Origin of the sequence: Curvibacter sp. APW13 (genome assembly GCF_032337135.1) — a bacterium.
Classification (GTDB): Bacteria; Pseudomonadota; Gammaproteobacteria; order Burkholderiales; family Burkholderiaceae_C; genus Allorhodoferax.
This window is the reverse complement of sequence record NZ_JAVXZZ010000001.1, coordinates 832,357-857,655: the sequence shown is the minus strand read 5'-3', so window position 1 is coordinate 857,655 and position 25,299 is coordinate 832,357. Positions and strand designations below refer to the sequence as shown.

The window sequence follows — 25,299 nt, the reverse complement described above, 5'->3', positions numbered from 1 at the left end:
ATGCTGAACCGTCGCCTTGTCCTGTTGCACCTGGGTACCGCGCTGCTGCTGGCGGGCTGTGCCAGCTTCCAGGCCGCGCCACCGCCACCCCCGGCCGGTACTGTCAAGCTCACCGTGCTGCACACCAACGACCACCACGGCCGCTTCTGGAAGAACGGCGACGGCGAGTACGGCATGGCCGCACGCAAGACCCTGATCGACCACGTACGCCGCGAAGTGGCCGCGCAGGGCGGCTACACCCTGTTGCTGGACGGTGGCGACATCAACACCGGCGTGCCCGAGTCCGACACGCAGGACGCCGAGCCCGACTTCAAGGGCATGAAGGCGATTGGCTACGACGCCATGGCCGTGGGCAACCACGAGTTCGACAAGCCCCTGCCGGTGCTGCGCAAGCAGATAGCCTGGGCGGGCTTCCCCGTGCTGTCGGCCAACATCTACAAGGGCGGGCAGCGCCTGTTCACGCCCTACACCGTGCTGGAGCGCGGGGGCCTGAAGATCGCCGTGTTGGGCCTCACCACCGACGACACGAAAAAGATGGTGGACCCGGCCAACGTGGAGGGTGTGGAGTTCCGCCGCCCCGCGGCCGAGGCGGCTGCACTGCTGCCCGAACTGAAGGGCCAAGCCCACCTGGTGTTTGCTGCCACCCACATGGGCCACTACCCCGATGGCCAACGCGGCGTGAATGCGCCGGGCGACGTGGAAATGGCCCGCGAAGTGAAGGGGCTGGACCTGATCGTGGGCGGCCACAGCCAGAACCCCGTGTGCATGCTGGAGCAGATGGGTGCTGCCAAGCGCAACGAGGCCTATGTGCCCGGCACCCCCTGCCAGCCCGATCGGCAGAACGGCACCTGGATCGTGCAGGCCCACGAGTGGGGCAAGTACGTGGGCCGGGCCGACTTCGAATACACCGGTGGCGAACTCAAGCTGGTGAAGTACGCCCTGTTGCCAGTGAACCTGATGAAGACCGTGAAGGGTGCTGACGGCAAGGACACCAAGCAGCCCTACACGGAAAGGATTGCCGAAGACCCGGCCATGCTGGCCCTGCTGCAGCCCTACCAGGACAAGGGCCGCGCCGCGCTCGACGCCGTGGTGGGCGAGAGCGATGGTGTGCTCAACGGCAAGCGCGAAGACGTGCGCAGCAAGCCCACCAACATGGGTGTCTTCATCGCCACCGTGATGATGCACAAGGCCAAGGCGGATCTGGCCATCATGAACAGCGGCGGCGTACGCGACAGCATGCCCGCCGGCAAGCTCACCTACAAGGACGTGCTCAAGGTCCAGCCTTTCGGCAACATGGTCTCGGTGGTGGAACTGAAGGGCAGCGAGCTCACCACCTACCTCGAAGCCGCCATGAAGATGAGCCCCGGCTCGGGCGCCTTCCCGCAGTTTGCGGGTGTGCGTATCGTTGCCGAAGGTGGCAAACTGGTCAGTGCCAGCGTGCGCGGTGCCCCCATCGACCCCACCCGAACCTACCGCCTGGCCCTGAACAACTTCCAGGCCAACGGTGGCGACGGCTACCCCAAGCTCAGCACCCACCCCGGCTACGTGAACACCGGCTTTGTGGACGCCGACGTGATGCGCGAGTACCTCAGCAAGAACAAGGTCCGCGTGGCCGACTTCGAGCCGGGGGACGCGGTGGTGCGCCGGTGAATGGGCGAGTTCTACAGGCGGGTTTTGGCGTCAAATTGGCTGTTAGCCCTCGTGGATATTGCGCGAGCAGCTTCTGTTTTTATAGCGACTAAATGCGAGACTCGGTATCGAGTGCATCCAACGAACTGGCTTCAAAGCCGTTTCGGCCCACTGCCTCCGCTGGACGTCCCGCAAGCGGGCCGCCCCCTTACCTAAACCGCTATGACTCTCAGGTTATTTTGGGCAATTGGTTTGGCTTTCACTTTGGGGTGTACCCAGCCTCCCCATGAACTCGCACAAGCTGAGGTGTTGGGCATGATGGGTTGGCTCAAGACGGCTGACCCAGAGCGAGACTTTGCGGCCGCGATCGAGAAGAAGGACTACCGTTTTCGCGGTTTGTATGGTTACGCATTGGTAGTACCGAAGGTAGGGTTGACCTGCATTTCTTTGCCGACAGACGTGAATCCGATTGAAGGCACATCTGATGTAGTGCTGGGGTACGAGCACGCCAAACTCACCGCGATTGCGGTGGCATATGCAGAAGATTTCAATCTCCGGATGCGCCTCTTCCGGGAGAAAAACCTTGACTTCAAATGCGAGGTATGACCGGTCGCTCGGTATGGATGCTCAATCAGAAAATTGCTGTCTCGCGGCGGGTCTGGCCCGCCGGGCAGCATCGACGCTAGGCACAGTGAACATGAGAACTCCTCGGAATTTCAGTGCTCGTGATTTGAACGAGCAACGGTGGCTCACTCAGAACACATGGTGTGACGCCTGCGGCAAAGCCGATCTTGGAATCACATCACCTCGCGAGCATGAAGAGAATGGCACCGTGTTCGTTGAAGGCAATTGCGCAGGATGCGGGGCTCGAATATCAAGTGAGATCGTCGTTCGTGAAAGTAGCTCCAAATAGCGCCTCACTGCTCAATATGGCGGTCGGCCTCACTCCCTTCGGTCGCTGGTCGCTGAGCGTTAGCGCTGCGCAGCGCCAACCAATTTGACGGTGGCAGCGTGCGCACCCAGGTTCGCGTTGTTTCCGTCGAAGTCGTACCCATACAGGGGGCTGAGATTGCACTTGAAGCTTCTGGCGCGTATGCGAGCATCTACGTGCTTGCACCGAACGATGACGCGGCGATCGATCTTGCGGCGCGAGAAATGACGCATGCGGGCTGGTCTCCAGTGGCAATACCGGATGTTCGCACAGTGAATACGGAATCCTTTACCGACGATAACGATGCTTTGAAGTACTTTGAACAGTGTTTGATCGATGGTGTCGTCGTCGTTTTGCATACCTGGCGCGATATGCACTAGATGATGAACACAGAGAGCATGCGTGTTGCATCACCTTTCTTGGCCCCCGACTCTCGCCAACTGCGCTGGTCGACGGGCTGAATTCAAATGTTAGTCGTCCCCAAAGTTCGGCCATGAAAATCGCCCTTCGCATTGCCTTCCTGCTACTCGTAGTGGTTCCTCTGGCAGCCTGGTTCGTCGTCAAGCCAGTGCGGGTCATGGCGCCCACCGCGAGCGGCATGCAGTGCACCAGCCACGCGGTCTGCGTGGAATCCGCCGACAGGCTTGCAGAGGCCACAGCGCTCCGTGACGACGCGCTGGCTTTTGTCGCAAACAACGTGGGCCCGACCCAAGGGGAGCCCTTGGTTGTCTTCTGTGAAACCCAAGACTGCGCGGATCGATTTGGCCTGGGTGCGCGCTCGGCTGTCACCGTGGGAACCGTTGGCACGGTCGTTGGCCCCAGTGCCTGGAAAGACTACTACGTCCGCCATGAGCTCATTCACCATCTGCAGGGGCAGCAGTTTGGGGTGTTGCGCCGCATCCTCATGCCCTCCTGGCTGATCGAAGGCATGGCCTACGCACTCAGTGAAGACCCGCGCGACACCTTGGCAGAGCCCTGGCAGCAATACCGCAGTGCGTTCCAGCAATGGCGCGCGGGTGTTGGCCGGGAGAACATGTGGGCTTCTGCCCGCAGTTTGTGATCCCTTCGCCCTCCTTGGAACTCCGCTGGACAATGCCCACCATGCCCATCGAACACCATGGTAGCTGCCTGTGCCAAGGCATTCGTTTCTCCATCACCGGGCCGTTGGCGCCGATACAGGTGTGCCATTGCAGCCAGTGCCGCCAGGCACAGGGCGGGCCGTTTGCCACCAATATTCCGGTCGACGTTGCGCAGCTGCGGTTTCACGCGGGGGAAGCCCTGCTGAACTTCTATGCGTCGTCGCCCGGCAAGGAGCGGGCGTTCTGCCGGGTCTGCGGCTCGCCGGTGTTCAGTCGCCGCGCGTCGCTGCCCGGGGTGGTCCGCATCCGCGCCGGGCTGCTGCAGGAGCCGGTGGCTGCCCGCCTGGGTTTCCACGCACATGTGGCCTCGCAAGCCCGCTGGTGGCCGGTGAACGATGCACTGCCCCAGTACCCCGAGGGCGCACCCGCGGTGCCGCCACCCCCCCCACAGCCTGAACCTGTGTGCCGCCCGGCACCACGATGCCGACCGACCGGCCGCGCAACAGCACGAGAACCCGGTGCTTCCGGGGCCCGATACGGCGGCGGGCTGACACGCGGAACGTAGAAGGTGTTGCCAACAATACTGTATGGGCGTACAGTATTGTTCCGTTTTGAACCCTCTACCCATCGACCGAAGGACTATCCATGCTGGACCACATGACATTCCGCGTCAGCGACATCGCGCGGGCCAAAGCGTTTTACTCCGCCGCCCTGGCCCCCTTGGGCTACAGCCTGCATTTCGAGGGCAACTACGGTTCCAACATTCTGGGCTTCTCGTATCCCTGCGCCGAGGAACCGGACGGCAAGAAGGTGGACGTCTGGTTCATCGACGGCCCTTCGCCCTACGAGGGGGCAGCCACCACCTCGGGTTGCCACCTGGCATGGCGTGCCCAGACGCGCGCCCAGGTTGATGCCTTCTACCAGGCAGCGATTGCAGCAGGCGGCAGGGACAATGGTGCGCCCGGTTTGCGGCCACACTACCACGCCAACTATTACGGTGCCTTCGTCATCGACCCGGAGGGCAACAACATCGAAGCTGTCTGTCACCGGTCTGAGTGAGTGTTGCGCCGGTACCCATCCGGCGTCACCCCCGCCAGGCTGCGGAACATGGCGATGAAGGCCGAGCTGGAGGCATAGCCCAGGTCGTGGGCGATGTTCTCCACCGTCTCTCCGGCCAGCAGCAGCGGCATGGCCTTGACCACGCGCAGGCGCTGGCGCCACTGGGCCAGGGTCATGCCCAGCTCGCTTTGGGCGCGGCGCATGAGCGTGCGCTCGGTGGTGTGCACGCGGGCCGCCCACTGCGCCACCGTGCGCGCGTCGCCGGGTTCGGCCATCAGCGCCTCAATCACCGGCGCCAGCAGCGGGTCGTTCGAACTGGGCAGGTAGCTGCCGGCCTGGCGGGCCTGGGCGATCTGGTCCAGCGCTACCTGCAGCAGCCGGGTGTAGGCCGGGGTGTGCGGCATGGGGGCGGGCAGCAGGCGCAGCTCCTCCAGCACGGCGCGCAGCAGCGGGCTGACGCTGAGGGCGCACACATCACGCGGCAGCTCTGCGGTGAGTTCCCGGCTGACGTAGAGCGAGCTGAAATGCACCGCCTGGCGGTTCAGACCGCGGTGCGCCACGTCCGGCGGCAGCCACAGGCCGCACTGCGGCGGCACCAGGTAGCGGTGCTGCTGCACCTCCACTTCCATCACGCCGCGAAAGGCGTACACGAACTCGCCCCACAGATGCTGGTGGTGCGGGTAGGCGGCGTCGGCTGGCAGCTCTTCGGCGCGGAAATACAGCGGGCTGGGCAGCGCGTGGCTGAAGGGCGATTGCTGCGGGTGTTTCGGGGGCCGCGCGGTGGGACGGGCGTTTTGGCGGTGTGGCGGCATGGCTTGTCGTATTTTCACTATATGGCTTGAATCGGTCAAACCGACAATACCTGCCAACGTGAATGAGGATGATTTTGGATACACGACAACCCCTCGACGGCCGTGCCACCACCAGCCACCTTCAGTACATGGGTGTAGATCATGGTGGTGGACACATCGCTGTGGCCCAGCAGCTCTTGCACCGTGCGAATATCGGTATCCGCTTGCAGCAGGTGGGTGGCGAACGAGTGGCGCAGGGTGTGCACCGTCACGGGTTTGTGAATCTCGGCCTGCGCCACCGCTCGTTTCAGGGCGCGTTGGAGCCTTTGTTCATACAGGTGATGCCGACGTTCAATGCCACTGCGAGGGTCTACTGACCTGCCCGATCTGCAGTCCACAACGCGCGTGCCATATTGAGTTGTTCGCGCAAGGGCTGCACCAAAGCCTGGGGCAACATGACCACGCGATCCTTTCCACCCTTGCCATCGCGAACGATGATCACCTTGCGATCAAAGTCAATGTCCTTGACACGTAGTGACAGGCCCTCCATGTGGCGCATGCCGGTTCCATAAAGTAGCCGGGCTAGCAAACCCACGTCGCCTGTAGTCAAAGCCAAGATCCGCTGCACTTCATCGCGTGTGAGCACACTGGGAATGCGTTTGGACTGCAACGGTCTGCCAATCTCTTGCAGCCAAGGCAACTCCAGGCAAAGCACTTCCTTGCAGAGATACAGCAGCGCACTCAGCGCTTGGCGGTGCGTCGACGGGGCAACTTTGCGTTCATTGGCCAGCATGGTCAAAAAGGCCTCTACCTCCGCTTGCCCCATGAGGCACTGGGGTTAGTTCCTCCGGTCGAATACCGTGTGACAAAATTCCCAAACCTCTACTTCTGAGTGGTTCAGGAATTTGAGGAGGCTTCAACCGTGCTAATCTGGCCCTTTTGTTGGAGTCACCATGAGCCCTGAAGCACTGTGCAAACGTTACTTGACCGCCCTGAACGAGGGCAGCCTTGCTGACGTTCTTTCTCTCTTTGCCGCAAAGGCAACCGTCGTGTCGCCGCTGTACGGAGTCATTGAGGCTGAAAACTTCTACCGCGATCTATTCGCCGACACGAATCGCTCCGTCACCAAACTTCTGAACGTGTTTCTGCCGAGCGGCAATACCCCATCGGTTGCTTTGCACTTCCACTACACCTGGACACTGAAGAGTGGAAAGGTCGTTCAGTTCGAGTGTGTGGATGTGTTCGAGCTGACCGCCGACCAGCAGAAATTCTTGAAGCTCACAATCATTTACGACACTGCACCGATCCGTGCCGACTTTGAAGAAAGCCACGCGGCAGGCTAAATGCACTTGCTCCGGCGGTTCCCCATACTCCGGGTCATGTGCAAGCCAATTGCCAGTAAAACTCTGCTGGCCATCGCAGATTAAGCGTGTACAGCTATAAAAAGTAGAGCGGATGTTGTTGGCTTTGCATTGCGAGGCTGTGCACTGGTGCAATATCTGGGTTATTTGGCGGCGTTGTCATGCAGCTTTGCATGATGGCCCCGCAAAACCCTGTGCGCTGCGGTTGGGGGCCGTGTTGCGCAGGGGGCAGCTACAAAACCATTGCCCCCACCGCTAGCTTTCAGCCCCCGCTGCGCGGCAACATCAACCCCCACCCCCCGCACTACTGCGCCGGTACTCATCCGGCGTCACCCCCGCCAGGCTGCGGAACATGGCGATGAAGGCCGAGCTGGAGGCATAGCCCAGGTCGTGGGCGATGTTCTCCACCGTCTCTCCGGCCAGCAGCAGCGGCATGGCCTTGACCACGCGCAGGCGCTGGCGCCACTGGGCCAGGGTCATGCCCAGCTCGCTCTGGGCGCGGCGCATCAGCGTGCGCTCGGTAGTGTGCACCTGGGCTGCCCACTGCGCCACGGTGCGCGCGTCGCCGGGTTCGGCCATCAGTGCTTCGATCACCGGCGCCAGCAGCGGGTCGTTCGAGCTGGGCAGGTAGCTGCCGGCCTGGCGGGCCTGGGTGATCTGGTCCAGCGCTACCTGCAGCAGCCGGGTGTAGGCCGGGGTGTGCGGCGTGGGGGCGGGCAGCAGGCGTAGCTCCTCCAGCACGGCGCGCAGCAGCGGGCTGACGCTGAGGGCGCACACATCACGCGGCAGTTCTGCGGTGAGTTCCCGGCTGACGTAGAGCGAGCTGAAATGCACCGCCTGGCGGTTCAGGCCGCGGTGCGCCACGTCCGGCGGCAGCCACAGGCCGCACTGCGGCGGCACCAGGTAGCGGTGCTGCTGCACCTCCACTTCCATCACGCCGCGAAAGGCGTACACGAACTCGCCCCACAGATGCTGGTGGTGCGGGTAGGCGGCGTCGGCTGGCAGCTCTTCGGCGCGGAAATACAGCGGGCTGGGCAGCGCGTGGCTGAAGGGCGATTGCTGCGGGTGTTTCGGGGGCCGCGCGGTGGGACGGGCGTTTTGGCGGTGTGGCGGCATGGCTTGTCGTATTTTCACTATATGTCTGTAAACGGTCAAACCGACAATAGTCATCCACCCCAGTGAGGAAGATTTTGGATACACGACAACCCCTCGACGGCCGGGCCGTCGCCATCATGCTGGTGCTGTGCCTGCTGTGGGCCATGCAGCAGATTGCACTCAAGGCTACGGCCGAGGACTTTTCGCCCGTGCTGCAGATCGCGCTGCGTTCGGCAGTTGCCGCGGCCTGTGTATGGCTCTACATGCGCCGACGCGGTGAGCAGCTCGACGTCTCCAACGGCATCTGGAAGCCGGGCATGGTCATTGGCCTGCTGTTTGGCCTGGAGTACCTGCTGGTGGGCGAGGGCCTGCGCCTGACCTCGGCCGCGCACATCGTGGTGTTCCTGTACACCGCGCCCATCTTTGCCGCGCTGGGGCTGCATTGGAAGCTGCCGTCCGAGCGGCTGGCTCCGCTGCAGTGGCTGGGCATCGGCGTCGCATTTGTAGGTATCGCCGTGGCCTTTGTGGTGCGTGATGGAAGTGCCCCGCAGAGTGACTTGGCCCGCGTGGTGCTGGGTGACCTGCTGGGCCTGCTCGGGGGGCTGGCCTGGGGAGCTACCACGGTGGTCATCCGTGCCACACCGCTCGCGCGGCTGTCGGCCAGCCAGACGCTGATGTACCAGTTGCTCGGTGCCTTCGCACTGTTGCTGCCTTCGGCCTTCCTGTTGGGTCAGACCACCTTCAAGCCCACGCCCTTCGTGCTGGCCGAGTTCGCGTTCCAGTGCTTCATCGTCTCGTTCGCGAGCTTCCTGGTGTGGTTCTGGCTCTTGCGCCACTACCTGGCTTCGCGCCTGGGCGTGTTCTCGTTCCTGACGCCCCTGTTCGGGGTGCTGCTGGGCGCGTGGTTGCTGGGCGAGCAGATCGAGCCCTCGTTCGTGGTCGGGGCGGGCATGGTGCTGGCCGGCATCGTGCTGGTGAGCCGGCGCACCTAGTACGCTTCAGTACGGCACGCCGTCGAGCATGCCCATCTTTCCATCGAAGTAGTCGCGCTGGGCCTGGCGCAGGGCCGCGGGCGAGTCCAGCACGAAGGGGCCGCCGAACACCAGGGGCCGCTGCGCCGGTGCACCGCCCAGCAGCAGCACGTTGGCCGGTGCGGCAGCGGGGTTGTGCAGCGCCAGGGTGGTGCCGGGCAGGCACGCAAAGTCGCCGCGTTGCAGCACGTCGCCCGTGTCGTTCACACGGGAGCTCCCATCGATGCCATAGGCACCGTATTCCCAGCCCGCGGGCATTTCCAGCGCCACGCGGCATCCGGGCGGCAGCTGCACATGCAGCAGCAGGGCCGGGGCGCTCAGGGGGATGGGACCCTGGCGGTCCTGAAAGGCACCGCTGAGCAGGCGCAGTCCCGCCTCATTGCTTCCCTCCTGAGTGGGTACCGTCCACTGCGGCACGTCGCTGGCGGCAATGGCGCGGTAGGCCGGTTCGCTGTGTTGCACCGCTGCTGGCAGGCGCGCCCAGATCTGCAGGCCGTGGATGGTGGGGCAGCGCTGCGGCAGGTTGGTTTCCGCGTGCAGGATGCCGCGCCCGGCGCGCATCCATTGCGCACCGCCGGTCTCGACGATGCCGCGGTGGCCGTAGGAGTCGCGGTGTTCGTTGGCACCTTCGAGCAGGTAGGTCATCACCTCGATGCCCGCATGCGGGTGCGCCGGCAGCGTCTCGGGTGAGGCTGGGAAGGGGCCGAAGTGGTCCAGGAACACGAAGGGCCCCACGGCTTGCACGGCGCGCGTGGGCAGGGCGCGCAACACCGTGAAATGGCCGACCGGTGCCTCTTCAGCGTGCCAGCGGGTTGTCGGGTGGGTCATGGGTGCTCCTGGGGTGGCCCGGGCTCAGGCGTGGTCTGTGCAGGTGGGCGCCGCTGGGCCAATTGCAAGGCCAGGCTACTGAGCGCATCGTAGGCCCGGCCCGCGCCCTCGCTCCATTGGTGCACCACCGCGCTCTGGCGGGCAATGTGCGCGGTGTCGCCGCGTGCGGCTGGCCCCGTGAGTGCACCTGCCGGGCCCAGGGTAGTGATGTTGCGCACGGCGTTGGCCAGCAGCGTCTGGCGCAGGTGCGGCAGCAGCGCAGCGGGAACACCGCTGGCCGCCCAGGCCTCCTCGGCCACCGACTGCAGCACGGGCAGGAAGTTGGTGGCGAACACGGCAGCGGCGTGGTACAGCAGCTTGTCCTGGCGCTGCAGCGCAAAGCACTGGCCACCGATGGCTTCGAATGCACCCTGCAGCAGCGCGCAGGCACTGGCCTCGCCTTCCAGTGCGCAGACCGTGCCGTCGAATTGCGCCACAGCCGTATCGGCGCGCGCAAAGCTCAGGATGCAGTGGGCACTGGCACTGCGCCAGCCGAGGTCGGTGAGCGGCTGCAGCAGTTCCGAGCCGCTGGCACCGGCACAGTGGAACACCACGGGAGCAGCACCGGTCGCAGTCGGGGGCGGTGCATGGGTGGCCAGTGACTGCGCCACGGCCGCGATGGACGCATCGGGCACGGCCAGCATCCACACGTCGGCTGGCGGCAGTTCCTGTGCATCGATCGCGGTGCCCGCGCCGATGAAGGCCACGGCCTCGTGCGCGCTCTCGGGGCTGCGGCAGGCCACACCCTGGATGCTGAACTGGCCGTGCGCGTGCCACAGGTACGCCAGCGTGCGGCCAACGCGCCCCGCACCTACGATGTTCAATGTAGGAAGCATGGCGGCATTGTTACACCGCCCAGTAGATGCTGCTCAGCCCAGCGGGCCCAGGTCGTCGCCGTAGAGGTCGGGTCGGGTGCCGTCGCTGCCGGCGTCGGAGTAGCCACTGCTGGATGTTTGGCCACCCGATGCGCCCAGCAACTCGAAGGGCAGGCTCTGCTTGACCAGGATGATGGTGCAGGGCGCTTCCATGGCCACCTTGATGGGCACGGTGGCGACGAAGCGCTGCGTCTTGAGGCCATGGGTGGCGGCGCCCATGATGATCAGGCTGACGTGATTGCCACGCGCATAGTCGAGGATCGCTTGCGCCGGATCACCACTTTCCAGCACATGGAAAGAGATCGAATGGCCCGGTTGGTCCAGCGGCTGGGCCCACTGGCGCAGGGCCGAGAGGTGGCGCCGGTGCACATTGGTCTCGCTGTTGGCCTCGTCCGAGGAGCTGGTGGCGCTGGACGACACCACGGTGACGCAGGCCAGCCGGGCCCCAGGGCGGGTGCCCAAGGAGCGCGCCGTGGCTTCGCGCAGCGAGTACAGCGTGGCGTCGGTCACGTCGTGGTGTGGCACGGCCACCAGCACGATCGGCACCTCCTCGATCTGCTGCGAGGGCAGGGGGCTGGGCTGGTAGTGCATGCCCGCGGCCTTGAGCCAGCGCTTGAAGTGCACCCAGAAGCCTGTGCCTTCGACCTTGCGGCCGCGCTCCGTCACCTTCACCTGCTCGGGGTGCGACAGGTCGAACGCGAGGTGGGCGGCGGAAGGGTAGCGCTTGGCCGCCACCGGCTCCAGGCAGCGCAGCACCACCTCCTGGAACCACTCAGGGATGTCGGGGTTGAGTTTGCGCAGCGGCGTGGGGTCCATCCACAGGCGCTGGCGCAGGCCACCGGGCGTCTGGGGCGAGCCGAAGGGCAGTTCACCCGTGGCCAGTTCGTACAGCATGACGCCGATGGCGAAGATGTCGCTGCGTGGATCGCCGCGCACCCCCACCACCTGCTCGGGGGCGATCCAGGTGGGCGAGCCCACGGCCTTGCGCAGCTGCTCGGCCAGCAGGTCGGGGTAGTGCGCGTGACACGAGAGGCCAAAGTCCAGCAGCACGGCGCGGCCGTCGGCGCGGAACAGCACATTGGCCGGCTTGAGGTCCAGGTGCACGGCGTTCTGCTGGTGCAGGGCGTGGGCGGCCTGGGCCATGGCGGCGCCCAGCTTGGCGATCTCGGCAATGCCGGGGCGGGTCTCCTGTTCCAGCCAGTGGTCCAGGGTGCGCCCCTCGATGTACTCCATGACCAGGTAGGGAATGCGGTCGAGGTCGCCGGCGGCCACGAAGCGCGGCACATAGCTGCCGCTCAAGGCCTGCATCAGCTGGCACTCGACTTCGAAGCTGACGATGTTCTCGGCCCCGTCGCCCGCGGTCATGCGTGGGATCTTCATGGCCATGGGAAAGCCCGGGCCGGGGCGTCCGTCGGTGTAGTGCACATGGTAGATGTGCGCCATGCCACCCGAGTGCACGCACTCCTCGATGGTGAATCCGTCCAGCTCGGTGCCGGGTTCCAGCAGCTTCATCGTCCCTTCTCCAGTCGTTCGGCAAAGAACTCGGGCAGGCCGGCCTTGCGGATCGCGGCGGCAGCGCCGTGGTGGTCGTAAGTCACGCGGTGGAAGGTCAGTCGCGCCTGCGCCATGTCGAACACGGCGTACATCGCCTTGGGGCTGCCGTCGCGCGGCTGGCCCACCGAGCCCACGGTACCGAGCCATTGGCGGCGCTTGGGCACCGGAATGCCGATGCCGGCCTGGGGCACGAACTTCATCAACGCCGCACCCAGGCCACGGTAGTAGAGCGACTGTTCATGCACGTGCCCGCCGAAGACGTAGCAGGTGCCGGGATATTGGGTGGAGGCCGCGTCCAGGCTGGCAGCGGCGGCACGCTCGTCGTAGGCGTAGCGCCACTTCTCGGGCTCGTTGGCCGTGGCGTGTACCAGCAGCAGGTTGTCCTGCTGGAAGGTGTAGGGCAGGCTGGCGAGCCAGCCGCGCTGGGCGTGGCTCAGGGCCTGGTGCGTCCATAGCGCTGTGCTTTCGCCCACGGTCTTGACTTCGGTGGGCGGCGCCAGGGCCAGTTCGTCGTGGTTGCCGCGCAGCACGATGGCACCTTCTTCGGTGAGCAGCATGATGCGGTCGACCACGGCGCCCGGGTCGGCTCCGTAGCCCACCAGGTCGCCCAGAAAGGCAAAGCGTTGGACCTGTTGGCTGCGGGCATGGGCCAGGCAGGCCTCCAGAGCCTGCAGGTTGCCATGGATGTCGGACAGCAGCGCCAGTTTCATCGTGTCTCCGGTGGCGGTTTGTTTTCCGCCATCATGCCCGAAGCGGCTGACGCCAACTTTGCAGGGCCCTACAGCGACAGGATGTGCCCCAGGCGTGGGTCGCCCCGCCCCTGCAGCACCAGCCGGTAGGCGGCCTGCGCGGCGTCGGCCCCGTGGTGGTGCTGTACGGTCATCCAGGGTGCCTCGGGCCGCGTGACGGTGGATGCAAAGGCACTCCAGTCGCGCACCAGCCGTTCGGTGAGTGTTGCCGCGCCCCACTCGGCACTGCGCTTCTTGATCTGGGCCGGGGCGAAGAACAGTACCGGCTTGGGGCCTTCGAGTCCCTTGGCGCCACCCAGTGCCTGCACGTGGGTGCCGCCGATGGAGCAGGAATAGCGCAGGCCCTGGCAGTGCGCGTGCAGTTGCTGGCGGAAGGCGGCGTTGCCGGCGAAGTCGACGTAGATCGCCGGGGCGTCGGTGGCGATCTGGTCGAGCTGGTCGTAGCGCAGCACCCGGTCGTAGCAGCCCAGGCTCGCGCAGAAGCCCACGTTGGCGGCAGAGGTCAGGCCCACCACCTCCAGCCCGCCGCGGCGCCGCAGCTGGAACGCGGTACCGAAGGCGGTCTTGCTGGAGGCGCTGGAGAGCAGCAGCACCGGGCGGCGCTGCGCATCGGCGCCGGCACCGAAGTAGTCGTTGTCGGCCAGGAAGTCGTCGATGAGCCAGGAGGTGATGAACAGCGGGCGTAAGAGCGCCTGCACGTCTTCGGTGTCGGCGCGGTAGAACGGGTCCTGGGCGGTGCGCAGGTACTGGTTGTAGACCACGGGCAGCGCGGCGCGGTGCTCCGCCACGTCGAACCAATGCGCAGCGCTGATGCGCCCCGGCGTGAGCACCACGGAATGCGACATCGGAAAGTAGCCGTACAGGTGTTCACCCACCGGCACCTCGGGGCAGCACGACTCGCTCACCGTGCCGAAGCCCCACACCGGGATGCGGCCCCAGGCGCCAGGCGGTTCCCCCGCACCGGGCAATGGGTAGAACTGCCAGTAGGCCATGGCGTCGCCCATGGCGGCGTAGGTGACGTTGTTGGAGGTGAACGCGAAACGCTCGATCTGCACCCGCACCTGGCCCGGCTGCAGCGGCGCGCAGGGCGGGGTCTGGATGGCGCTCTGGTCCAGCCGCTGTTTGTTGATCCACAGTTCGGTGTTGTGCATGAAATTGGCCTCCAGCCCTCGTGAATGTTGCGTAGACAGCTACCAAAAGCGTAGCGTCTGAAAACGGAAAAAACCACTGCCACCTGGCACGCAGGCGACAGTGGCGATGGTGCAGCGCCGAGGAGATCAGACCACGCTGAGGGTCACTTCGATGTTGCCGCGGGTGGCGTTGGAGTAGGGGCACACCTCGTGGGCCTTGGCCACCAGGGCTTCAGCGGCGGCGCGTTCCATGCCGGGAATGGTGACGGCCAGTTGCACTTCGATGCCGAAGCCCTGGGGAATGGGGCCGATGCCGACGGTGGCGTCGATCTTGGTGTCGGCCGGCAGGGCAATCTTCTGCATGCCGGCAACGAACTTCATGGCACCGATGAAGCAGGCGCTGTAGCCGGCTGCAAACAGCTGTTCGGGGTTCACGCCCTGGCCGTTGCCGCCCATTTCCTTCGGCACGGCGAGCTTCAGGTTCAGTGCGCCGTCGGGTGTGCTGGAGGTGCCGTCACGGCCGCCGGTGGAGGTGGCGTGGGCGCGGTAAACCACTTTGTCGAGTTTCTGTGTCATGGCAGGGGCTTTCAAAAAATGCTCGTTCGAGCGGGTGGAGAAATCGAGGAAGGAATGGGGGCGTCAGCGGGTGCTCAGCCCAGGCTCTTGAACCAGTTGATGACGCTGCCCAGCAGCACCATGGCGCGCAGCTTCCACAGCGCCCAGGTGTCGCCGCTTTCCAGTTGCGGCTCGCCGCAGCGCGGGTCGGAGCGTTGCAGGGCGCCGGTCATCTTGTGGTCGATAGGAATCGGTTCGCAGCCGTGGTCGCTCTCGCAGACGAAGTCATACGGGTCGCGGGCCGGGGCATGGCAGGCAAAGCAGTTCTTGCCGAAGCGGTTGTTCACCTCGGCAAAACCGCGCTTGACCGTAGTGGTGCCTTGGTTGCTGACGCTGAGTTCGAAGAACTCCCAGTCGCCGGTGGCGGGGTTGAAGCCCTGCTCGCGCTTGACCATCACCTCGGTGGGGACCAGTTGCACGACCGAGCCGGGCGGGTAGATCGCGCCCTTGGGGTTGTTGGCGGCGGCCAGGGTGCCTTTGAGGTCGCCCGCGAGGTTGTCGACGTAGAAGTGGCGCACCGGGGTCATGTCGCGCATGCAGCGAAAGCTCTTGTCGGTGATGTCGATGCTGGCGGCCAGCGCGACCTGGGTGATGGTGCCGAACACCAGGGCGGCGAGGGCGATGGTGCGCAATCGGCGCAGTTGGGCGGTCAGGATGTTCATGGTGGGTCCTAGGGGGGTGAATTCAGTCGGCGCGGCAGGCGTTGTGCAGGCCAGCGCGCAGGTCCTTGATCTGGCTGGTCAGCGCCATCAGCGCCGACACGTCCAGCCCGCTGTGGGCCATGACGCAGCCGGGTATGTGGGCAGCGCGCGCTTGCAGGGCGCGTCCGGCTTCGGTCAGCAGCACATGGACGCGGCGTTCGTCCTCTACCGAGCGCTGGCGGGCCAGCCAGCCGGCAGCTTCCATGCGCTTGAGCAAAGGCGTCAGGGTGCCCGAGTCGAGGTTCAGGCGCTCACCCAAGGCAGAGACGGTGATGTCGTCGCGCTCCCACAGCACCAGCAGCGCGAGGTACTGGGGGTAGGTCAGCTCCAGCGCGTCGAGCAGCGGCTTGTACAGCTTGGTCATGGCCAGCGAGGCCGAGTACAGGGCAAAGCAGAGCTGGTTGTCGAGCAGCTGGGCGGGGTTGGTGGTGGATTGCTTGCGGGCCATGGGATGAATTGTTGTGCAAAATTAAATTGCACACAATTCAAATGGGTATTCGGAACCCCCGGATGGGGCCCGCCGGTGCCGGCGGAGTAGGCCTATCTGCGAAAGCGCTTGCGGGTCAGGCCCAGGGCCAGCCAGAAGGACAGGCTGGCATAGGCCAGCAGCACCAGGGCCGGACGCAGCCAGTCCTGGGGCCACTGGTCCATGAACAGCGGGCGCACCAGGGCCACGGCATTGGACAGCGGCAACCAGGCCGCCACGGCCGCCACGGCGGCGGGCAGCTGGTCCAGCGGGAAGAACACGCCTGACAGGAAGGTCATGGGCGTGAGGAACAGCGTGAAGTAGTAGGTGAAGAAGTCGTAGCCATTGGCCAGCGCATTGAAGATGAGCGCGATGCAGCTGAAGGTAATGCCCACGCCCAGCAGGATGGGCCAGGCCACCAGCAGCTTCGGGCTGTAGGAAATACCCAGGGCCAGCATGACGCAGAGGATGGCGGTGACGGTGAACAGCGACTTGAACGCGGCCCAGAGCATCTCGGCCAGCACGATGTCGTCCAGCGCCACGGGCGCGTTCATGATGCCGTCCCAGGTCTTTTGCATGTGCATGCGCGAGAACGCCGAATACAGGGCCTCGAAGCTGGCCGACTGCATGGCGCTCATGCAGATCGATCCGCTGGCCAGGAACAGGATGTAGGGCACCTGCTCGCCCGAAGACAGATGCATGGGGCCCACCAGCGCCCCCATGCCGTAGCCGAAGGCCACCAGCCACATCAGCGGCTCGGCAATGTTGCCCACCAGGCTGGGCATGGCCAACTTGCGCCACACCAGCAGGTTGCGCAGGAACACGGGCCAGAAGCGCAAGCTCAGGCTGGGCGCGCGCCAAGGAGAGCGGTCGGTGTCGGAATTCAGGAGCATTTTGGGCCTCCAGCCCTTGTGGAATGTGCGGTAACAGCTACGAAATGCATAGCGTCTCAGGCGTCGTCACGGATCTGGCGCCCGGTGAGCTTGAGGAACAGATCCTCCAGGTTGGCGGGGCGGTGCAGGGTGCGCAGCTGCGGGTGGGCGGACAGACCCTGCAGCAAGGCGTGACTGTCGTCGGTGTAGAAGAACACGGTCTCGCCGCTGATCTCGACACGTTCCGCCAGCGAACGCAGCGGCGTTTCGGCCAGGGCCAAGGCCCCTTGGCCATAGACCTCCACCACCTCGCGCTCCAGATACTGTGCAATCAGATCGCGCGGGCTTCCCTGGGCAATGCAGCGTCCATGGTCAAGCACCAGCAGGCGCGAACACAGGCGCTCGGCCTCGTCCATGAAATGGGTGGTGAGCAGGATGCTCTTACCCTGCTGCAGCAGGGTCTGCAGGCGTTCCCACATCAGGTGTCGGGCCTGCGGGTCAAGCCCGGTGGTGGGCTCGTCGAGCAGCAGCAGTTTCGGGTCGTTGACCAGCGCACGCGCCAGCGACAGGCGACGTTTCATGCCACCGGAAAGCTCCCCAGGTCGGGAGTCCGCCTTGCTGGTGAGCGAGGCGAATTCCAGCAACTGCGGTGTCCGGGCCCGGATGTCAGCGTCCTTCAGTCCGAAATAGCGGCCATAGACCAGCAGGTTCTCGGCACACGTGAAGTCCGGGTCCAGGGTATCCATCTGTGCCACCACGCCCAGTCGGGCCTTGATGGCCCGGTCGTCCCGTGGCATCGAAAGGCCAAAGGCACTGATGCTGCCGCCGTCGGGCGCGGTCAGGCCCAGGCACATCCGGATGGTGGTGGTCTTGCCCGCGCCGTTGGGGCCAATCACACCGAGGCACTCGCCTGGGGCAATGGCGAACGAGAGGTCATTGACCACGGTGGAGTCACCGTAGCGCTTGACCAGCCGGTGAACCTCAAAGAGTGGAGCTGCCATAGGTATGGGAAAGGTTGGAACGGAAAACGGCCATCTCCAGCCGGCCACGGCCCAGCGATTTGGCGTTGTACAGCGCCGCATCGGCCCGGCCCAATAGGGCTTCGAGGTTGTGGTCGTGTGGGTTGGCCACGGCCAGACCGGTACTGAAGTCAGGGCGGAAGGACAGGCCAGGAATGTTGCGTTCACGCAGCCCTGCACGCAGGCGCGCGTCCAGACTGCGCGCTGCTGCTTCGTCCGCACCGGGCATGAGCACGGCAAACTCCTCGCCGCCGATGCGCGCAGCCACGTCGCCACGGCGCACGTTGCCCTGGAGCACTTCGCTGAAGGCACGGATGACGTGGTCGCCAACATCGTGGCCGGCCTCGTCGTTGATGCGCTTGAAGCGGTCCAGATCCATCATGAGCAGGGCCATGTCGCTCTGGCTGCGTTCGTGGTTGGCCCACAGGGTGCCGCCCTGCGCTTCCCAGCCGCGCCGGTTCAGCAGCCCGCTGAGCGCGTCGGTATGGGCCAGCGCGTCGAGCTGGGCCTCGGCCTCGCTGCGCCAGGCCACCAGCACCGCCACGTTGCCCAGCACCAGCGCCACATTGGTGGCCACCATGGCCATCACGTTGATCGGATGCGGGGCCGTGAAGCTGGGGTACAGCGCGGTGAAGAATGCGCCCATGACGCCGCGAGCCGCCGTGAAGCCCGCCATCACCACCATGCAGGCGAACAGCACCCAGCGCCAGTGGCCGCTCTGTGCCGTGGAGCGAGGGAGCAGGCAGGCCCGCGCCACGACGAGCAGCTGCAGCGCCAGCAGCGCATTGGTCCAGCCAACCCGCACCGGGTAGGAGTCGAAACTCAGGAAATAGCCCACAGGCGTGGCGACGCACAGGACCATCAGTGTGCGGGCAAAGGGGCGTGGGCCCAGCCAGCCGCGCAGTGCACACCACATGCGCCAATTCCCGGCGCCCATGAACGCGATGGATGCAACCGACAGCAGGCGATCAAGCCAATGCCCGACAAACTGCTCCGACGCCACCATGGCGATCCAGCCCAGGGCTTGCATGATCAGTGCCGTGCGCGCATGGCGTGCAGCAGGGCTCAGTTCGCGCCCCATGACGAAGGGCAGGGTGGTCGCCGTGACCGTCAGGTTCACGATGTTGATGACCAGCAGGGAGGTGACGTCAAGGTTCATGGGTGATGCTCTTACTGGAAGGCAACTTCGGCAAAGCTGCGCAGCTTGCGGCTGTGCAGCTGGTCGGCGCCGGACTGGCGCATGATCTCCAGCGCACGCATGCCGATGCGCAGGTGCTGATCGACACGCTCGCGGTAGAAGTGGTTGGCCATGCCGGGCAGCTTGATCTCGCCATGCAGCGGCTTGTCGCTCACGCACAGCAAGGTGCCGTAGGGCACGCGGAAACGGAAGCCGTTGGCCGCGATGGTGGCGCTTTCCATGTCCAGCGCCACTGCGCGGCTCTGGCTGAAGCGGCGCTGGGGCTGGTTGTCGGGCAGCAGTTCCCAGTTGCGGTTGTCGGTGGACGCCACCGTGCCGGTGCGCAGGATGCCCTTGAGCGCCGCGCCGCGCAACCCGGTGACTTCGGCCACCGCGTCTTCCAGGGCCAGCTGCACTTCGGCCAGGGCCGGTATCGGCACCCACAGCGGCAGTTCCTCGTCCAGCACATGGTCTTCGCGCACGTAGCCGTGGGCCAGCACGTAGTCGCCCAGCTGCTGGGTGTTGCGCAAGCCCGCGCAGTGGCCGACCATGATCCAGGCATGGGGGCGCAGCACGGCAATGTGGTCGGTGATGTTCTTGGCGTTGGCCGGGCCGACGCCGATGTTGACCATGGTGATGCCGCTGCGGTCGGCGCGCATCAGGTGGTAGCCCGGCATCTGTGGCAGGCGCGGGGGTTCCTTGCCCAGCGCATCCGCCGCCTCGGCGGGCAGGCCCACGCGGCGCGTGACCACGTTGCCGGGCTCGACGAAGGCGATGTATTCGCTGGCCGGGTCGGTCATGGCGGCGCGCCCGAGTGCGATGAACTCGTCCACATAGAACTGGTAGTTGGTGAACAGCACGAAGTTCTGGAAGTAGGCCGGGCTGGTGCCGGTGTAGTGGCGCAGGCGGTGCAGCGAATAGTCCACGCGCGGCGCGGTGAACAGCGCCAGGGGCTGCGGTTCGCCCGGCTTGGGCTCGAAGGTGCCGTTGGCAATGCCGTCGTCCATGGCCGCCAGGTCCGGCAGGTCGAACACGTCGCGCATGCGGGCGCGGCGTTCGGCACTGAGGCTGCCCTCCACGTGGTCATGCTCGGCAAACGAGAAGTGCACGGGTATCGGCTGGTTGCTCGTGAGCACTTCGAGCTCGACGCCATGGTTCTGCAGCAGCAGGCGGAACTGTTCCAGGTAGTAGTCGGCGTACAGGTCCGGGCGCGTCAGGGTGGTCTCGTAGCGGCCCGGCCCGGCCACGAAGCCAAAGCTCAGCCGGGCCAGGTCGGCATTGGCCTTGCGCGAGACGGTGTCGGTATGGATGCGTACCAACGGGTAGAAGGCGCGGATGTCGGTGACACTGTCGTCGCCGGCCATGTAGCGCTGCATGGCGTCACGCAGATGGGCGATGCTGGTGTCGTAGATGTGCTGGACCTGGGCCAGGGCGGCAGCGGCATCGGTGAACCGCAGGGGGGCAATGAAGGGGGGCAGTGTCGGCATGGCTTATTGTGCCGCGATGCAGGCGGCTGCTGTGGCGGTAGGGTCAGCAGACTTTGTATGCAGGGGTAAATGCCGACGCCGCACGGGGGCCTTTGCGCTAGAGTGCCAGACTTGATTTCGGAAGGACGGTTATGGGAATCGTGCTGCGTTTGCTGAAGTTTGTGCTGACCGGCAGTTTGGCGCTGCTCATCGTGGTGGTGGGCGCCTTGCTGTATTTCCGCATTCCGCAGAACGCTGCCGGCATGGCCGCCAAAGGGGTGTGCTCGGCGGCATTCGTGGCGCACCGTCCGGTGGCCGAGCTCATGGCGCAGGACGTGCTGCCGGCCAGCCCGGCCTTGGCTGCGGTATCGGTGCAGGTCGATGCAGGCACCCGCAGTGCCACGGGGCGATTTGCCGGATTGTTCGCACGCCGCGCCGTGTGGTTGCCCGAGCGCGGGTGTGTGCTGGACCTGGAGCCCCAGCCCAATGCCCCGCAAGCCGGTGTGGCAGTGGATGCTGCCAGTGTCTGGCCCGCAGGCGAAGCGGCCCTGCCCGCCAACGATTGGGGGCCGGGCGTGAATGCCAAGCAGCTCCAGCAGGTGGCCGATGCGGCCTTCGTGGGGGCCGGTGACCCGGCGGCAGCGAATGCCCGCGGACTGGCTGTGGTGCACAGGGGCCGCATGCTGGTGTTGCGGACCGCACCCGGGTTCGGACTGGACACGCCCCTGCATGGCTGGTCCATGACCAAGACCGTGACCGGCATGCTGGCCTACAAGCTGTCCAAGGAGGCTGGACTGAAGCTGGAGGCGCCCGTGGTGGCAGCGTTCCCCGCCGGGCGTGAACCGGGCTGGGTCAAGGCCTGGCGCGAGGATGGGCGCAAGGACATTGCCGTGGCGGATCTGCTCTACATGCGCGACGGGCTGGCCAGCACCGAGGACTACGACCCCTGGGGCTCGGTGCCGCAGATGCTGTGGAGCGCACCCGATGCCGCCGCCTGGGCTGCTGACCACCCCCCCGAAGTGGCGCCGGGCCAGCGATGGCGCTACCTGAGCGCCACGGCCAACCTGCTGGCCGCGGTGCAGCGCGGCCAATTTGCCTCTGATGCCGAGTACTGGGCCTACCCGCGCAAGGCCCTGTTCGAGCCCATCGGCGCCAAAACGGCAGTGCTGGAAACCGACACGGCGGGCAACTGGGTCGGCTCGTCCTACCTCTGGGCCAGCGTGGGCGACTGGGCGCGCCTGGGCCAGCTGATGCTGCAGGATGGTCGTTGGGGCGCGGGCTCCAAGGCGGTGCAGGTGCTGCCGCCCGGCTGGCTCAAGCTGGCCAGTACGCCCTCGACCAAAACCGGCGAAGGGCTGGGATATGGCGCGCAAAGCTGGTTGTTCGGCAACAAGGCCTTTGGCGACTGCAAGGCCTATGGCGGCGTGCCGCCCGATACCGTGGCCATGAGCGGCCACTGGGGTCAGATGGTGGCGGTGGTGCCCTCGCGCGATGCCGTGGTGGTGCGCCTGGGCTGGACCTTCCGCAAAGGGCAGTTCGACGACTGCAAGCTGCTGGAAGATGTACTATCGGCGCTTCCAGCCAAATAGGCGACACCCGAGTACACGCCGATTGCGCGAACCCATGGCCACGCACCACGATTCCAAGTTTTCCGACTCCACCGGGTTCCCGTCGCTGAAATGGGAAGACGACGACCTGCCCACGCGCCCGATGCCGCTGCATGAGCGGCCGTTGCAGACACAGGTGGATCACCAGATGGCCATCATCGAGGAGCGCCATCCGCGCATCGCGCAGGGCATCCAGAAATTCTGGGGCCACAAGGACTGTGTTCCCTACCTGCAGACCCTGATCGTGCAGGGTTACGACGGTGAGCAGCGGACCCGCATGGGCTTCAAGGCAGAGGTGTCCGATGCGCTGATCAAGCTGGCGGGACTGCACCGCCAGGAATTTCCCAACCTGTGAGCGCAGGGCGTCTGCATGGCAGACCGGAGCGAATGATGAAAAAGCAATGGTGGGCTGCACTGGCAGCCGTGGCGGTGCTCGGCGCCGCAGTGTTCTTCCTCGTCGTGCCCCCGGTCGTGGACGGCAAGCTCAATGTGACCCTGGACAAGGGCCCCTATGCCGTATCGCAGCGGGCGGCCAGCTTGCACAAGACCCTGTTCGTGGCCGACCTGCATGACGACGCCCTGCTGTGGAACCGCGACCTGCTGCAGCGCTACGACCGCGGACATGCCGACCTGCCGCGCCTGCTCGAAGGCCCGCAGGCCCTGCAGGTGTTCGCCACCGTGACCAAGTCGCCCAAGGGGCTGAACTACGAGCGCAACGGGGCCGACTCCGACAGCATCACCATGCTGGCCATGGCGCAGCGCTGGCCAACCCGCACTTGGAGCAGCCTGCTGGAACGGGCCCTGTACCAAGGCGAGAAGCTGCACGCCGCAGCGCGTGACAGTGGCGGACGGCTGGTGGTGGTGAAGTCGCGCGCCGACTTGCAGGCCTTCGTGGCGCAATGGCGCCAGGACCCGCACCGTGTGGCGGCACTGCTGGCCACCGAAGGACTGCACCCGCTGGAGGGCAAGCTGGAAAATGTGGACAGGCTGTTCGACGCCGGTTTCCGCATGACCGGCCTGACCCATTTCTTCGACAACGAGGTGGCCGGTTCGGCCCACGGACTGGAAAAGGGCGGCCTCACCCCCTTCGGGCGCAGTGTGGTGCAGCGCCTGCAGGACAAGGGTGTGCTGATCGACCTGGCCCATGCCTCCAAGCCCGCCATCGACGATGTGCTGGCCATCACGAAAAAGCCTGTGCTGGTGTCGCATACCGGGGTGGTCGGCACCTGCCCGGGCCCGCGCAACCTGACCGACGACCACCTGCAGCGCATCGCCGCCACGGGTGGCGTCATTGGCATCGGCTACTGGGATGGCGCCGTCTGCGAACCCTCGGTTTCGAACATCATCCGCGCCATCCGCTATGCGGTGGACAAGGTGGGTGTGGCCCACGTCGCGCTGGGTTCGGACTTCGACGGCTCCACCACCACCCCGTTCGACGTGCGTGGCCTGGGCCTGATCACGCAGGGATTGCTTGAAGCAGGCTATTCCGAGGCCGATGTGCGCGCCATCATGGGTGGCAACGTGCAGCAGCTGCTGCTGGCGCAGTTGCCAGAACGCTAGGTGCCAAATCGGCCTTGGGCCCGCATGTTGATTGCGTAGTCAGCTACTTTTGTTATAGCGACTGGCTTGCGCTGCCCAGCGCAGCGCATCGCCCATCGCGTAGGCGAGGGTGCAGACGGTGGCGACCAGCAGAACCAGCACGGTCGCAGCGAGGATCTTGGCGCTCATGGTCGTCTCCCGGTGGAATGGCTATGGAAGGTTTATCGGCACAATGGCGCGCCGACAAAGGGCAAGGAGCAGACATGGGTGTGGAGATCGAACGCAAGTTTCTGGTGCGGGGCGAAGGCTGGCGGCAGGGCCCCGGCGAGCGCCTGGTGCAGGGGTACCTGAACCGCGACAAGGCACGTACGGTGCGCGTGCGCGTGGCCGGTGATGCCGCATTCCTCACCATCAAGGGCATCAGTGTCGGGGCCACCCGGGCCGAATTCGAATACCCCATACCCCTGGCCGATGCCCAGGCGCTGCTGGCCCTGTGCGATGGCCCCCTGGTGGACAAGACCCGCTACCGCATCCCCGCGGGTGACGTGGTGTGGGAAGTGGACGAATTTGCGGGCGACAACACGGGACTGGTGGTGGCCGAGGTGGAATTGGCCAGAGAAGACGCGCAGTTCGTTCGCCCCGATTGGCTGGGCGAAGAGGTAACGCACGATGCGCGGTATTTCAATTCGAATCTGGCACAGCATCCGTTTTCCCGATGGTAGAAGCGAGCAGCGGCATGGCGCTGCCGTGGGAGTCCGCACAGGCGCGTGCCTATGCGCAGCGAATGAACCGTGTGATGGACTACATCGACCGCCATCTGGACACGGACGTGCGGCTGGAAACGCTCGCCGGAGTCGCCCTGTTTTCTGAGTTTCATTTCCATCGGGTGTTCCAGGCTTGGTGCGGCGAAACGCTGGGAGAGTATGTGCGCCGCAGACGCCTGGAGGTGGGGGCCCTGTACCTAGACCACCACCGGGAAATGTCGGTGCTGGAAGTGGCCGTGGCGGTGGGGTTCGGCTCCGGTGAAGCGTTCGCGCGGGCTTTCAGGCGCCACTTCGGGGTGGCGCCAAGCCAGTGGCGCGCGTCGGTCCCCGTGCGTTGGGCAGCGCAGCGGGACCAGTTGCAAACGCAGCAAGACCGCAAGATCGATCAGATGCCAATGTCGGCGACGGGGGAAGATCGCGGCCTGATTCACCTTGCTGGAAACTTCCACATGAAAGTACAACTTGAAACACTGCCGGCTGCACGCGTGGCCTACATGCGCCACGTCGGTCCCTACGGCGAATCGGTGGCCCGGTTCTGGGCTGCGCGCTTCTTGCCCTGGCGCAACGCGCAGGGGCTGGAAACGGCTACCTGCTACGGTATCGGCTGGGACGACCCTGGCATCACACCGGCTGCGCGTTGCCGCTATGACGCCTGCGTCGAAGTGCGTCCGGAGTTCTCATCCACGAGTCCGATTTCGTATGCCCAGCTGCCAGGTGGGCTGTACGCGGTGGGGCAGTTCAGCGGTACGCTGGCGCAGCTCGGCCTGGCCTGGACCTATTTGTTGCGTGAATGGTTGGCCCACAGCGGCCGCCAGCTTGACCACCGGCCGCTGCTGGAGCGCTACGGGCCGTCGGCCTCGTCCGATGCGGCCACGCAGACGTTCCGTCTGGAGCTCTGCCTGCCTGTGCGTGCGGCCTGATG

28 protein-coding genes and 1 pseudogene are annotated in these 25,299 nt (G+C 65.4%); 13 read left to right on the top strand and 16 right to left on the bottom strand.

The features are described from left to right. The 6 genes from ushA (at position 1) to RQP54_RS03925 (ending at position 4,698) form a co-directional block, all read left to right on the top strand. A complete protein-coding gene (gene ushA, locus RQP54_RS03950) occupies positions 1 to 1,650 on the top strand; it encodes a bifunctional UDP-sugar hydrolase/5'-nucleotidase UshA (protein WP_315676861.1) in 1,650 nt (549 codons plus the stop codon). Between the two features lie 294 nt (positions 1,651 to 1,944). Then, a complete protein-coding gene (locus tag RQP54_RS03945) occupies positions 1,945 to 2,235 on the top strand; it encodes a hypothetical protein (RefSeq protein ID WP_315676860.1) in 291 nt (96 codons plus the stop codon). Positions 2,236 to 2,640: 405 nt separating this feature from the next. Further along, entirely contained in the window at positions 2,641 to 2,940 is a 300-nt protein-coding gene (locus tag RQP54_RS03940) for a hypothetical protein (RefSeq protein WP_315676859.1), read from the top strand. A gap of 113 nt (positions 2,941 to 3,053) precedes the next feature. Beyond that, entirely contained in the window at positions 3,054 to 3,620 is a 567-nt protein-coding gene (locus RQP54_RS03935; RefSeq protein WP_315676858.1) for a hypothetical protein, read from the top strand. Positions 3,621 to 3,661: 41 nt separating this feature from the next. After that, the gene (locus RQP54_RS03930; RefSeq protein WP_315676857.1) at positions 3,662 to 4,204 is read left to right on the top strand and encodes a GFA family protein; all 543 of its coding nucleotides are present in this window, start codon (positions 3,662 to 3,664) and stop codon (positions 4,202 to 4,204) included. A gap of 80 nt (positions 4,205 to 4,284) precedes the next feature. Continuing rightward, complete coding sequence (locus tag RQP54_RS03925; protein WP_315676856.1) at positions 4,285 to 4,698, top strand: VOC family protein; 414 nt, start codon at positions 4,285 to 4,287, stop codon at positions 4,696 to 4,698. On the opposite strand, the gene RQP54_RS03920 is transcribed toward RQP54_RS03925, so the two are convergent. Together RQP54_RS03920 and RQP54_RS03915 are read right to left on the bottom strand one after the other, a co-directional pair. Further along, positions 4,683 to 5,510, bottom strand: a complete 828-nt coding sequence (locus RQP54_RS03920; RefSeq protein WP_315676855.1) for a helix-turn-helix transcriptional regulator — start codon at positions 5,508 to 5,510, stop codon at positions 4,683 to 4,685. The two genes, RQP54_RS03925 and RQP54_RS03920, sit on opposite strands and share 16 nt — an antisense overlap. A gap of 35 nt (positions 5,511 to 5,545) precedes the next feature. Next, positions 5,546 to 6,315 (bottom strand): annotated as a pseudogene (locus tag RQP54_RS03915) (tyrosine-type recombinase/integrase); the annotation flags it as partial. A gap of 127 nt (positions 6,316 to 6,442) precedes the next feature. Here RQP54_RS03915 and RQP54_RS03910 point away from each other — a divergent pair. Beyond that, complete coding sequence (locus RQP54_RS03910; RefSeq protein WP_315676854.1) at positions 6,443 to 6,832, top strand: nuclear transport factor 2 family protein; 390 nt, start codon at positions 6,443 to 6,445, stop codon at positions 6,830 to 6,832. Positions 6,833 to 7,135: 303 nt separating this feature from the next. Here the strand turns inward: RQP54_RS03910 and RQP54_RS03905 are convergent, their stop codons facing one another. Then, positions 7,136 to 7,966, bottom strand: coding sequence for a helix-turn-helix transcriptional regulator (locus RQP54_RS03905; protein WP_315676853.1), 831 nt, complete (start codon positions 7,964 to 7,966; stop codon positions 7,136 to 7,138). A 74-nt stretch (positions 7,967 to 8,040) separates the two neighbouring features. Between RQP54_RS03905 and RQP54_RS03900 the strand changes: the two genes are divergently transcribed. Beyond that, positions 8,041 to 8,937, top strand: coding sequence for a DMT family transporter (locus RQP54_RS03900; protein WP_315676852.1), 897 nt, complete (start codon positions 8,041 to 8,043; stop codon positions 8,935 to 8,937). Between the two features lie 6 nt (positions 8,938 to 8,943). On the opposite strand, the gene RQP54_RS03895 is transcribed toward RQP54_RS03900, so the two are convergent. From RQP54_RS03895 to RQP54_RS03840, 12 genes are all read right to left on the bottom strand, one after another. Beyond that, on the bottom strand, positions 8,944 to 9,804 hold the full coding sequence (locus tag RQP54_RS03895) for a pirin family protein (RefSeq protein WP_315676851.1): 861 nt from the start codon (positions 9,802 to 9,804) through the stop codon (positions 8,944 to 8,946). Further along, positions 9,801 to 10,679: a Rossmann-like and DUF2520 domain-containing protein gene (locus tag RQP54_RS03890; RefSeq protein WP_315676850.1), complete on the bottom strand. Its 879-nt coding sequence runs from the start codon at positions 10,677 to 10,679 to the stop codon at positions 9,801 to 9,803. Before RQP54_RS03890 ends, RQP54_RS03895 begins: the two co-directional genes overlap by 4 nt. Before the next feature lie 33 nt (positions 10,680 to 10,712). Further along, positions 10,713 to 12,230, bottom strand: coding sequence for a bifunctional serine/threonine-protein kinase/universal stress protein (locus tag RQP54_RS03885; protein WP_315676849.1), 1,518 nt, complete (start codon positions 12,228 to 12,230; stop codon positions 10,713 to 10,715). Further along, a complete protein-coding gene (locus tag RQP54_RS03880; RefSeq protein ID WP_315676848.1) occupies positions 12,227 to 12,982 on the bottom strand; it encodes a metallophosphoesterase family protein in 756 nt (251 codons plus the stop codon). The genes RQP54_RS03885 and RQP54_RS03880 overlap by 4 nt, the downstream gene beginning before the upstream one ends. 68 nt (positions 12,983 to 13,050) lie before the next feature. Beyond that, the gene (locus RQP54_RS03875; protein ID WP_315676847.1) at positions 13,051 to 14,172 is read right to left on the bottom strand and encodes a DUF2855 family protein; all 1,122 of its coding nucleotides are present in this window, start codon (positions 14,170 to 14,172) and stop codon (positions 13,051 to 13,053) included. Positions 14,173 to 14,298: 126 nt separating this feature from the next. Then, positions 14,299 to 14,727, bottom strand: coding sequence for an organic hydroperoxide resistance protein (locus tag RQP54_RS03870; RefSeq protein ID WP_315676846.1), 429 nt, complete (start codon positions 14,725 to 14,727; stop codon positions 14,299 to 14,301). A 74-nt stretch (positions 14,728 to 14,801) separates the two neighbouring features. Further along, on the bottom strand, positions 14,802 to 15,428 hold the full coding sequence (locus RQP54_RS03865) for a hypothetical protein (RefSeq protein WP_315676845.1): 627 nt from the start codon (positions 15,426 to 15,428) through the stop codon (positions 14,802 to 14,804). 22 nt (positions 15,429 to 15,450) lie between these two features. Beyond that, positions 15,451 to 15,915 carry a MarR family transcriptional regulator gene (locus RQP54_RS03860; protein WP_315676844.1) on the bottom strand — a complete coding sequence of 155 codons (465 nt, stop codon included), beginning with the start codon at positions 15,913 to 15,915 and terminating at the stop codon, positions 15,451 to 15,453. 92 nt (positions 15,916 to 16,007) lie between these two features. Next, the gene (locus tag RQP54_RS03855) at positions 16,008 to 16,826 is read right to left on the bottom strand and encodes an ABC transporter permease (RefSeq protein WP_315676843.1); all 819 of its coding nucleotides are present in this window, start codon (positions 16,824 to 16,826) and stop codon (positions 16,008 to 16,010) included. Positions 16,827 to 16,882: 56 nt separating this feature from the next. Then, entirely contained in the window at positions 16,883 to 17,806 is a 924-nt protein-coding gene (locus RQP54_RS03850) for an ATP-binding cassette domain-containing protein (protein WP_315676842.1), read from the bottom strand. Further along, positions 17,787 to 18,983 (bottom strand): GGDEF domain-containing protein, encoded by a 1,197-nt coding sequence (locus RQP54_RS03845; RefSeq protein ID WP_315676841.1) that lies wholly within the window; start codon positions 18,981 to 18,983, stop codon positions 17,787 to 17,789. The genes RQP54_RS03850 and RQP54_RS03845 overlap by 20 nt, the downstream gene beginning before the upstream one ends. 11 nt (positions 18,984 to 18,994) lie before the next feature. Then, complete coding sequence (locus RQP54_RS03840; protein WP_315676840.1) at positions 18,995 to 20,488, bottom strand: AMP nucleosidase; 1,494 nt, start codon at positions 20,486 to 20,488, stop codon at positions 18,995 to 18,997. 131 nt (positions 20,489 to 20,619) lie between these two features. Here RQP54_RS03840 and RQP54_RS03835 point away from each other — a divergent pair, with 131 nt between their 5' ends. The 3 genes from RQP54_RS03835 to RQP54_RS03825 are packed head-to-tail and all read left to right on the top strand — an operon-like array spanning position 20,620 to position 23,634. After that, on the top strand, positions 20,620 to 22,056 hold the full coding sequence (locus tag RQP54_RS03835; protein ID WP_315676839.1) for a serine hydrolase: 1,437 nt from the start codon (positions 20,620 to 20,622) through the stop codon (positions 22,054 to 22,056). 34 nt (positions 22,057 to 22,090) lie between these two features. Further along, positions 22,091 to 22,429 (top strand): hypothetical protein, encoded by a 339-nt coding sequence (locus tag RQP54_RS03830; RefSeq protein ID WP_315676838.1) that lies wholly within the window; start codon positions 22,091 to 22,093, stop codon positions 22,427 to 22,429. A gap of 35 nt (positions 22,430 to 22,464) precedes the next feature. Continuing rightward, positions 22,465 to 23,634: a dipeptidase gene (locus tag RQP54_RS03825; protein ID WP_315676837.1), complete on the top strand. Its 1,170-nt coding sequence runs from the start codon at positions 22,465 to 22,467 to the stop codon at positions 23,632 to 23,634. Between the two features lie 39 nt (positions 23,635 to 23,673). Here the strand turns inward: RQP54_RS03825 and RQP54_RS03820 are convergent, their stop codons facing one another. Next, positions 23,674 to 23,802, bottom strand: a complete 129-nt coding sequence (locus RQP54_RS03820; RefSeq protein ID WP_315676836.1) for a hypothetical protein — start codon at positions 23,800 to 23,802, stop codon at positions 23,674 to 23,676. A gap of 74 nt (positions 23,803 to 23,876) precedes the next feature. Between RQP54_RS03820 and RQP54_RS03815 the strand changes: the two genes are divergently transcribed. Both RQP54_RS03815 and RQP54_RS03810 read left to right on the top strand, forming a co-directional pair. Beyond that, positions 23,877 to 24,335: a CYTH domain-containing protein gene (locus RQP54_RS03815; RefSeq protein WP_315676835.1), complete on the top strand. Its 459-nt coding sequence runs from the start codon at positions 23,877 to 23,879 to the stop codon at positions 24,333 to 24,335. Continuing rightward, positions 24,329 to 25,297, top strand: coding sequence for a GyrI-like domain-containing protein (locus tag RQP54_RS03810; RefSeq protein ID WP_315676834.1), 969 nt, complete (start codon positions 24,329 to 24,331; stop codon positions 25,295 to 25,297). Before RQP54_RS03815 ends, RQP54_RS03810 begins: the two co-directional genes overlap by 7 nt. The last annotated feature ends 2 nt before the right edge of the window (positions 25,298 to 25,299 follow it).

Excerpts from the sequence above, each read along its gene's own strand:
- RQP54_RS03880 (WP_315676848.1), bottom strand. The coding sequence starts at position 12,982 with ATGAAACTGGCGCTGCTGTCCGACATCCATGGCAACCTGCAGGCTCTG.
- RQP54_RS03930 (WP_315676857.1), top strand. The coding sequence starts at position 3,662 with ATGCCCATCGAACACCATGGTAGCTGCCTGTGCCAAGGCATTCGTTTC.
- RQP54_RS03815 (WP_315676835.1), top strand. The coding sequence starts at position 23,877 with ATGGGTGTGGAGATCGAACGCAAGTTTCTGGTGCGGGGCGAAGGCTGG.
- RQP54_RS03855 (WP_315676843.1), bottom strand. The coding sequence starts at position 16,826 with ATGCTCCTGAATTCCGACACCGACCGCTCTCCTTGGCGCGCGCCCAGC.
- RQP54_RS03895 (WP_315676851.1), bottom strand. The coding sequence starts at position 9,804 with ATGACCCACCCGACAACCCGCTGGCACGCTGAAGAGGCACCGGTCGGC.
- RQP54_RS03935 (WP_315676858.1), top strand. The coding sequence starts at position 3,054 with ATGAAAATCGCCCTTCGCATTGCCTTCCTGCTACTCGTAGTGGTTCCT.
- ushA (WP_315676861.1), top strand. The coding sequence starts at position 1 with ATGCTGAACCGTCGCCTTGTCCTGTTGCACCTGGGTACCGCGCTGCTG.
- RQP54_RS03820 (WP_315676836.1), bottom strand. The coding sequence starts at position 23,802 with ATGAGCGCCAAGATCCTCGCTGCGACCGTGCTGGTTCTGCTGGTCGCC.
- RQP54_RS03945 (WP_315676860.1), top strand. The coding sequence starts at position 1,945 with ATGATGGGTTGGCTCAAGACGGCTGACCCAGAGCGAGACTTTGCGGCC.
- RQP54_RS03830 (WP_315676838.1), top strand. The coding sequence starts at position 22,091 with ATGGCCACGCACCACGATTCCAAGTTTTCCGACTCCACCGGGTTCCCG.
- RQP54_RS03865 (WP_315676845.1), bottom strand. The coding sequence starts at position 15,428 with ATGAACATCCTGACCGCCCAACTGCGCCGATTGCGCACCATCGCCCTC.
- RQP54_RS03825 (WP_315676837.1), top strand. The coding sequence starts at position 22,465 with ATGAAAAAGCAATGGTGGGCTGCACTGGCAGCCGTGGCGGTGCTCGGC.
- RQP54_RS03890 (WP_315676850.1), bottom strand. The coding sequence starts at position 10,679 with ATGCTTCCTACATTGAACATCGTAGGTGCGGGGCGCGTTGGCCGCACG.
- RQP54_RS03840 (WP_315676840.1), bottom strand. The coding sequence starts at position 20,488 with ATGCCGACACTGCCCCCCTTCATTGCCCCCCTGCGGTTCACCGATGCC.
- RQP54_RS03845 (WP_315676841.1), bottom strand. The coding sequence starts at position 18,983 with ATGAACCTTGACGTCACCTCCCTGCTGGTCATCAACATCGTGAACCTG.
- RQP54_RS03925 (WP_315676856.1), top strand. The coding sequence starts at position 4,285 with ATGCTGGACCACATGACATTCCGCGTCAGCGACATCGCGCGGGCCAAA.
- RQP54_RS03835 (WP_315676839.1), top strand. The coding sequence starts at position 20,620 with ATGGGAATCGTGCTGCGTTTGCTGAAGTTTGTGCTGACCGGCAGTTTG.
- RQP54_RS03905 (WP_315676853.1), bottom strand. The coding sequence starts at position 7,966 with ATGCCGCCACACCGCCAAAACGCCCGTCCCACCGCGCGGCCCCCGAAA.
- RQP54_RS03810 (WP_315676834.1), top strand. The coding sequence starts at position 24,329 with ATGGTAGAAGCGAGCAGCGGCATGGCGCTGCCGTGGGAGTCCGCACAG.
- RQP54_RS03885 (WP_315676849.1), bottom strand. The coding sequence starts at position 12,230 with ATGAAGCTGCTGGAACCCGGCACCGAGCTGGACGGATTCACCATCGAG.
- RQP54_RS03850 (WP_315676842.1), bottom strand. The coding sequence starts at position 17,806 with ATGGCAGCTCCACTCTTTGAGGTTCACCGGCTGGTCAAGCGCTACGGT.
- RQP54_RS03910 (WP_315676854.1), top strand. The coding sequence starts at position 6,443 with ATGAGCCCTGAAGCACTGTGCAAACGTTACTTGACCGCCCTGAACGAG.
- RQP54_RS03870 (WP_315676846.1), bottom strand. The coding sequence starts at position 14,727 with ATGACACAGAAACTCGACAAAGTGGTTTACCGCGCCCACGCCACCTCC.
- RQP54_RS03860 (WP_315676844.1), bottom strand. The coding sequence starts at position 15,915 with ATGGCCCGCAAGCAATCCACCACCAACCCCGCCCAGCTGCTCGACAAC.
- RQP54_RS03875 (WP_315676847.1), bottom strand. The coding sequence starts at position 14,172 with ATGCACAACACCGAACTGTGGATCAACAAACAGCGGCTGGACCAGAGC.
- RQP54_RS03920 (WP_315676855.1), bottom strand. The coding sequence starts at position 5,510 with ATGCCGCCACACCGCCAAAACGCCCGTCCCACCGCGCGGCCCCCGAAA.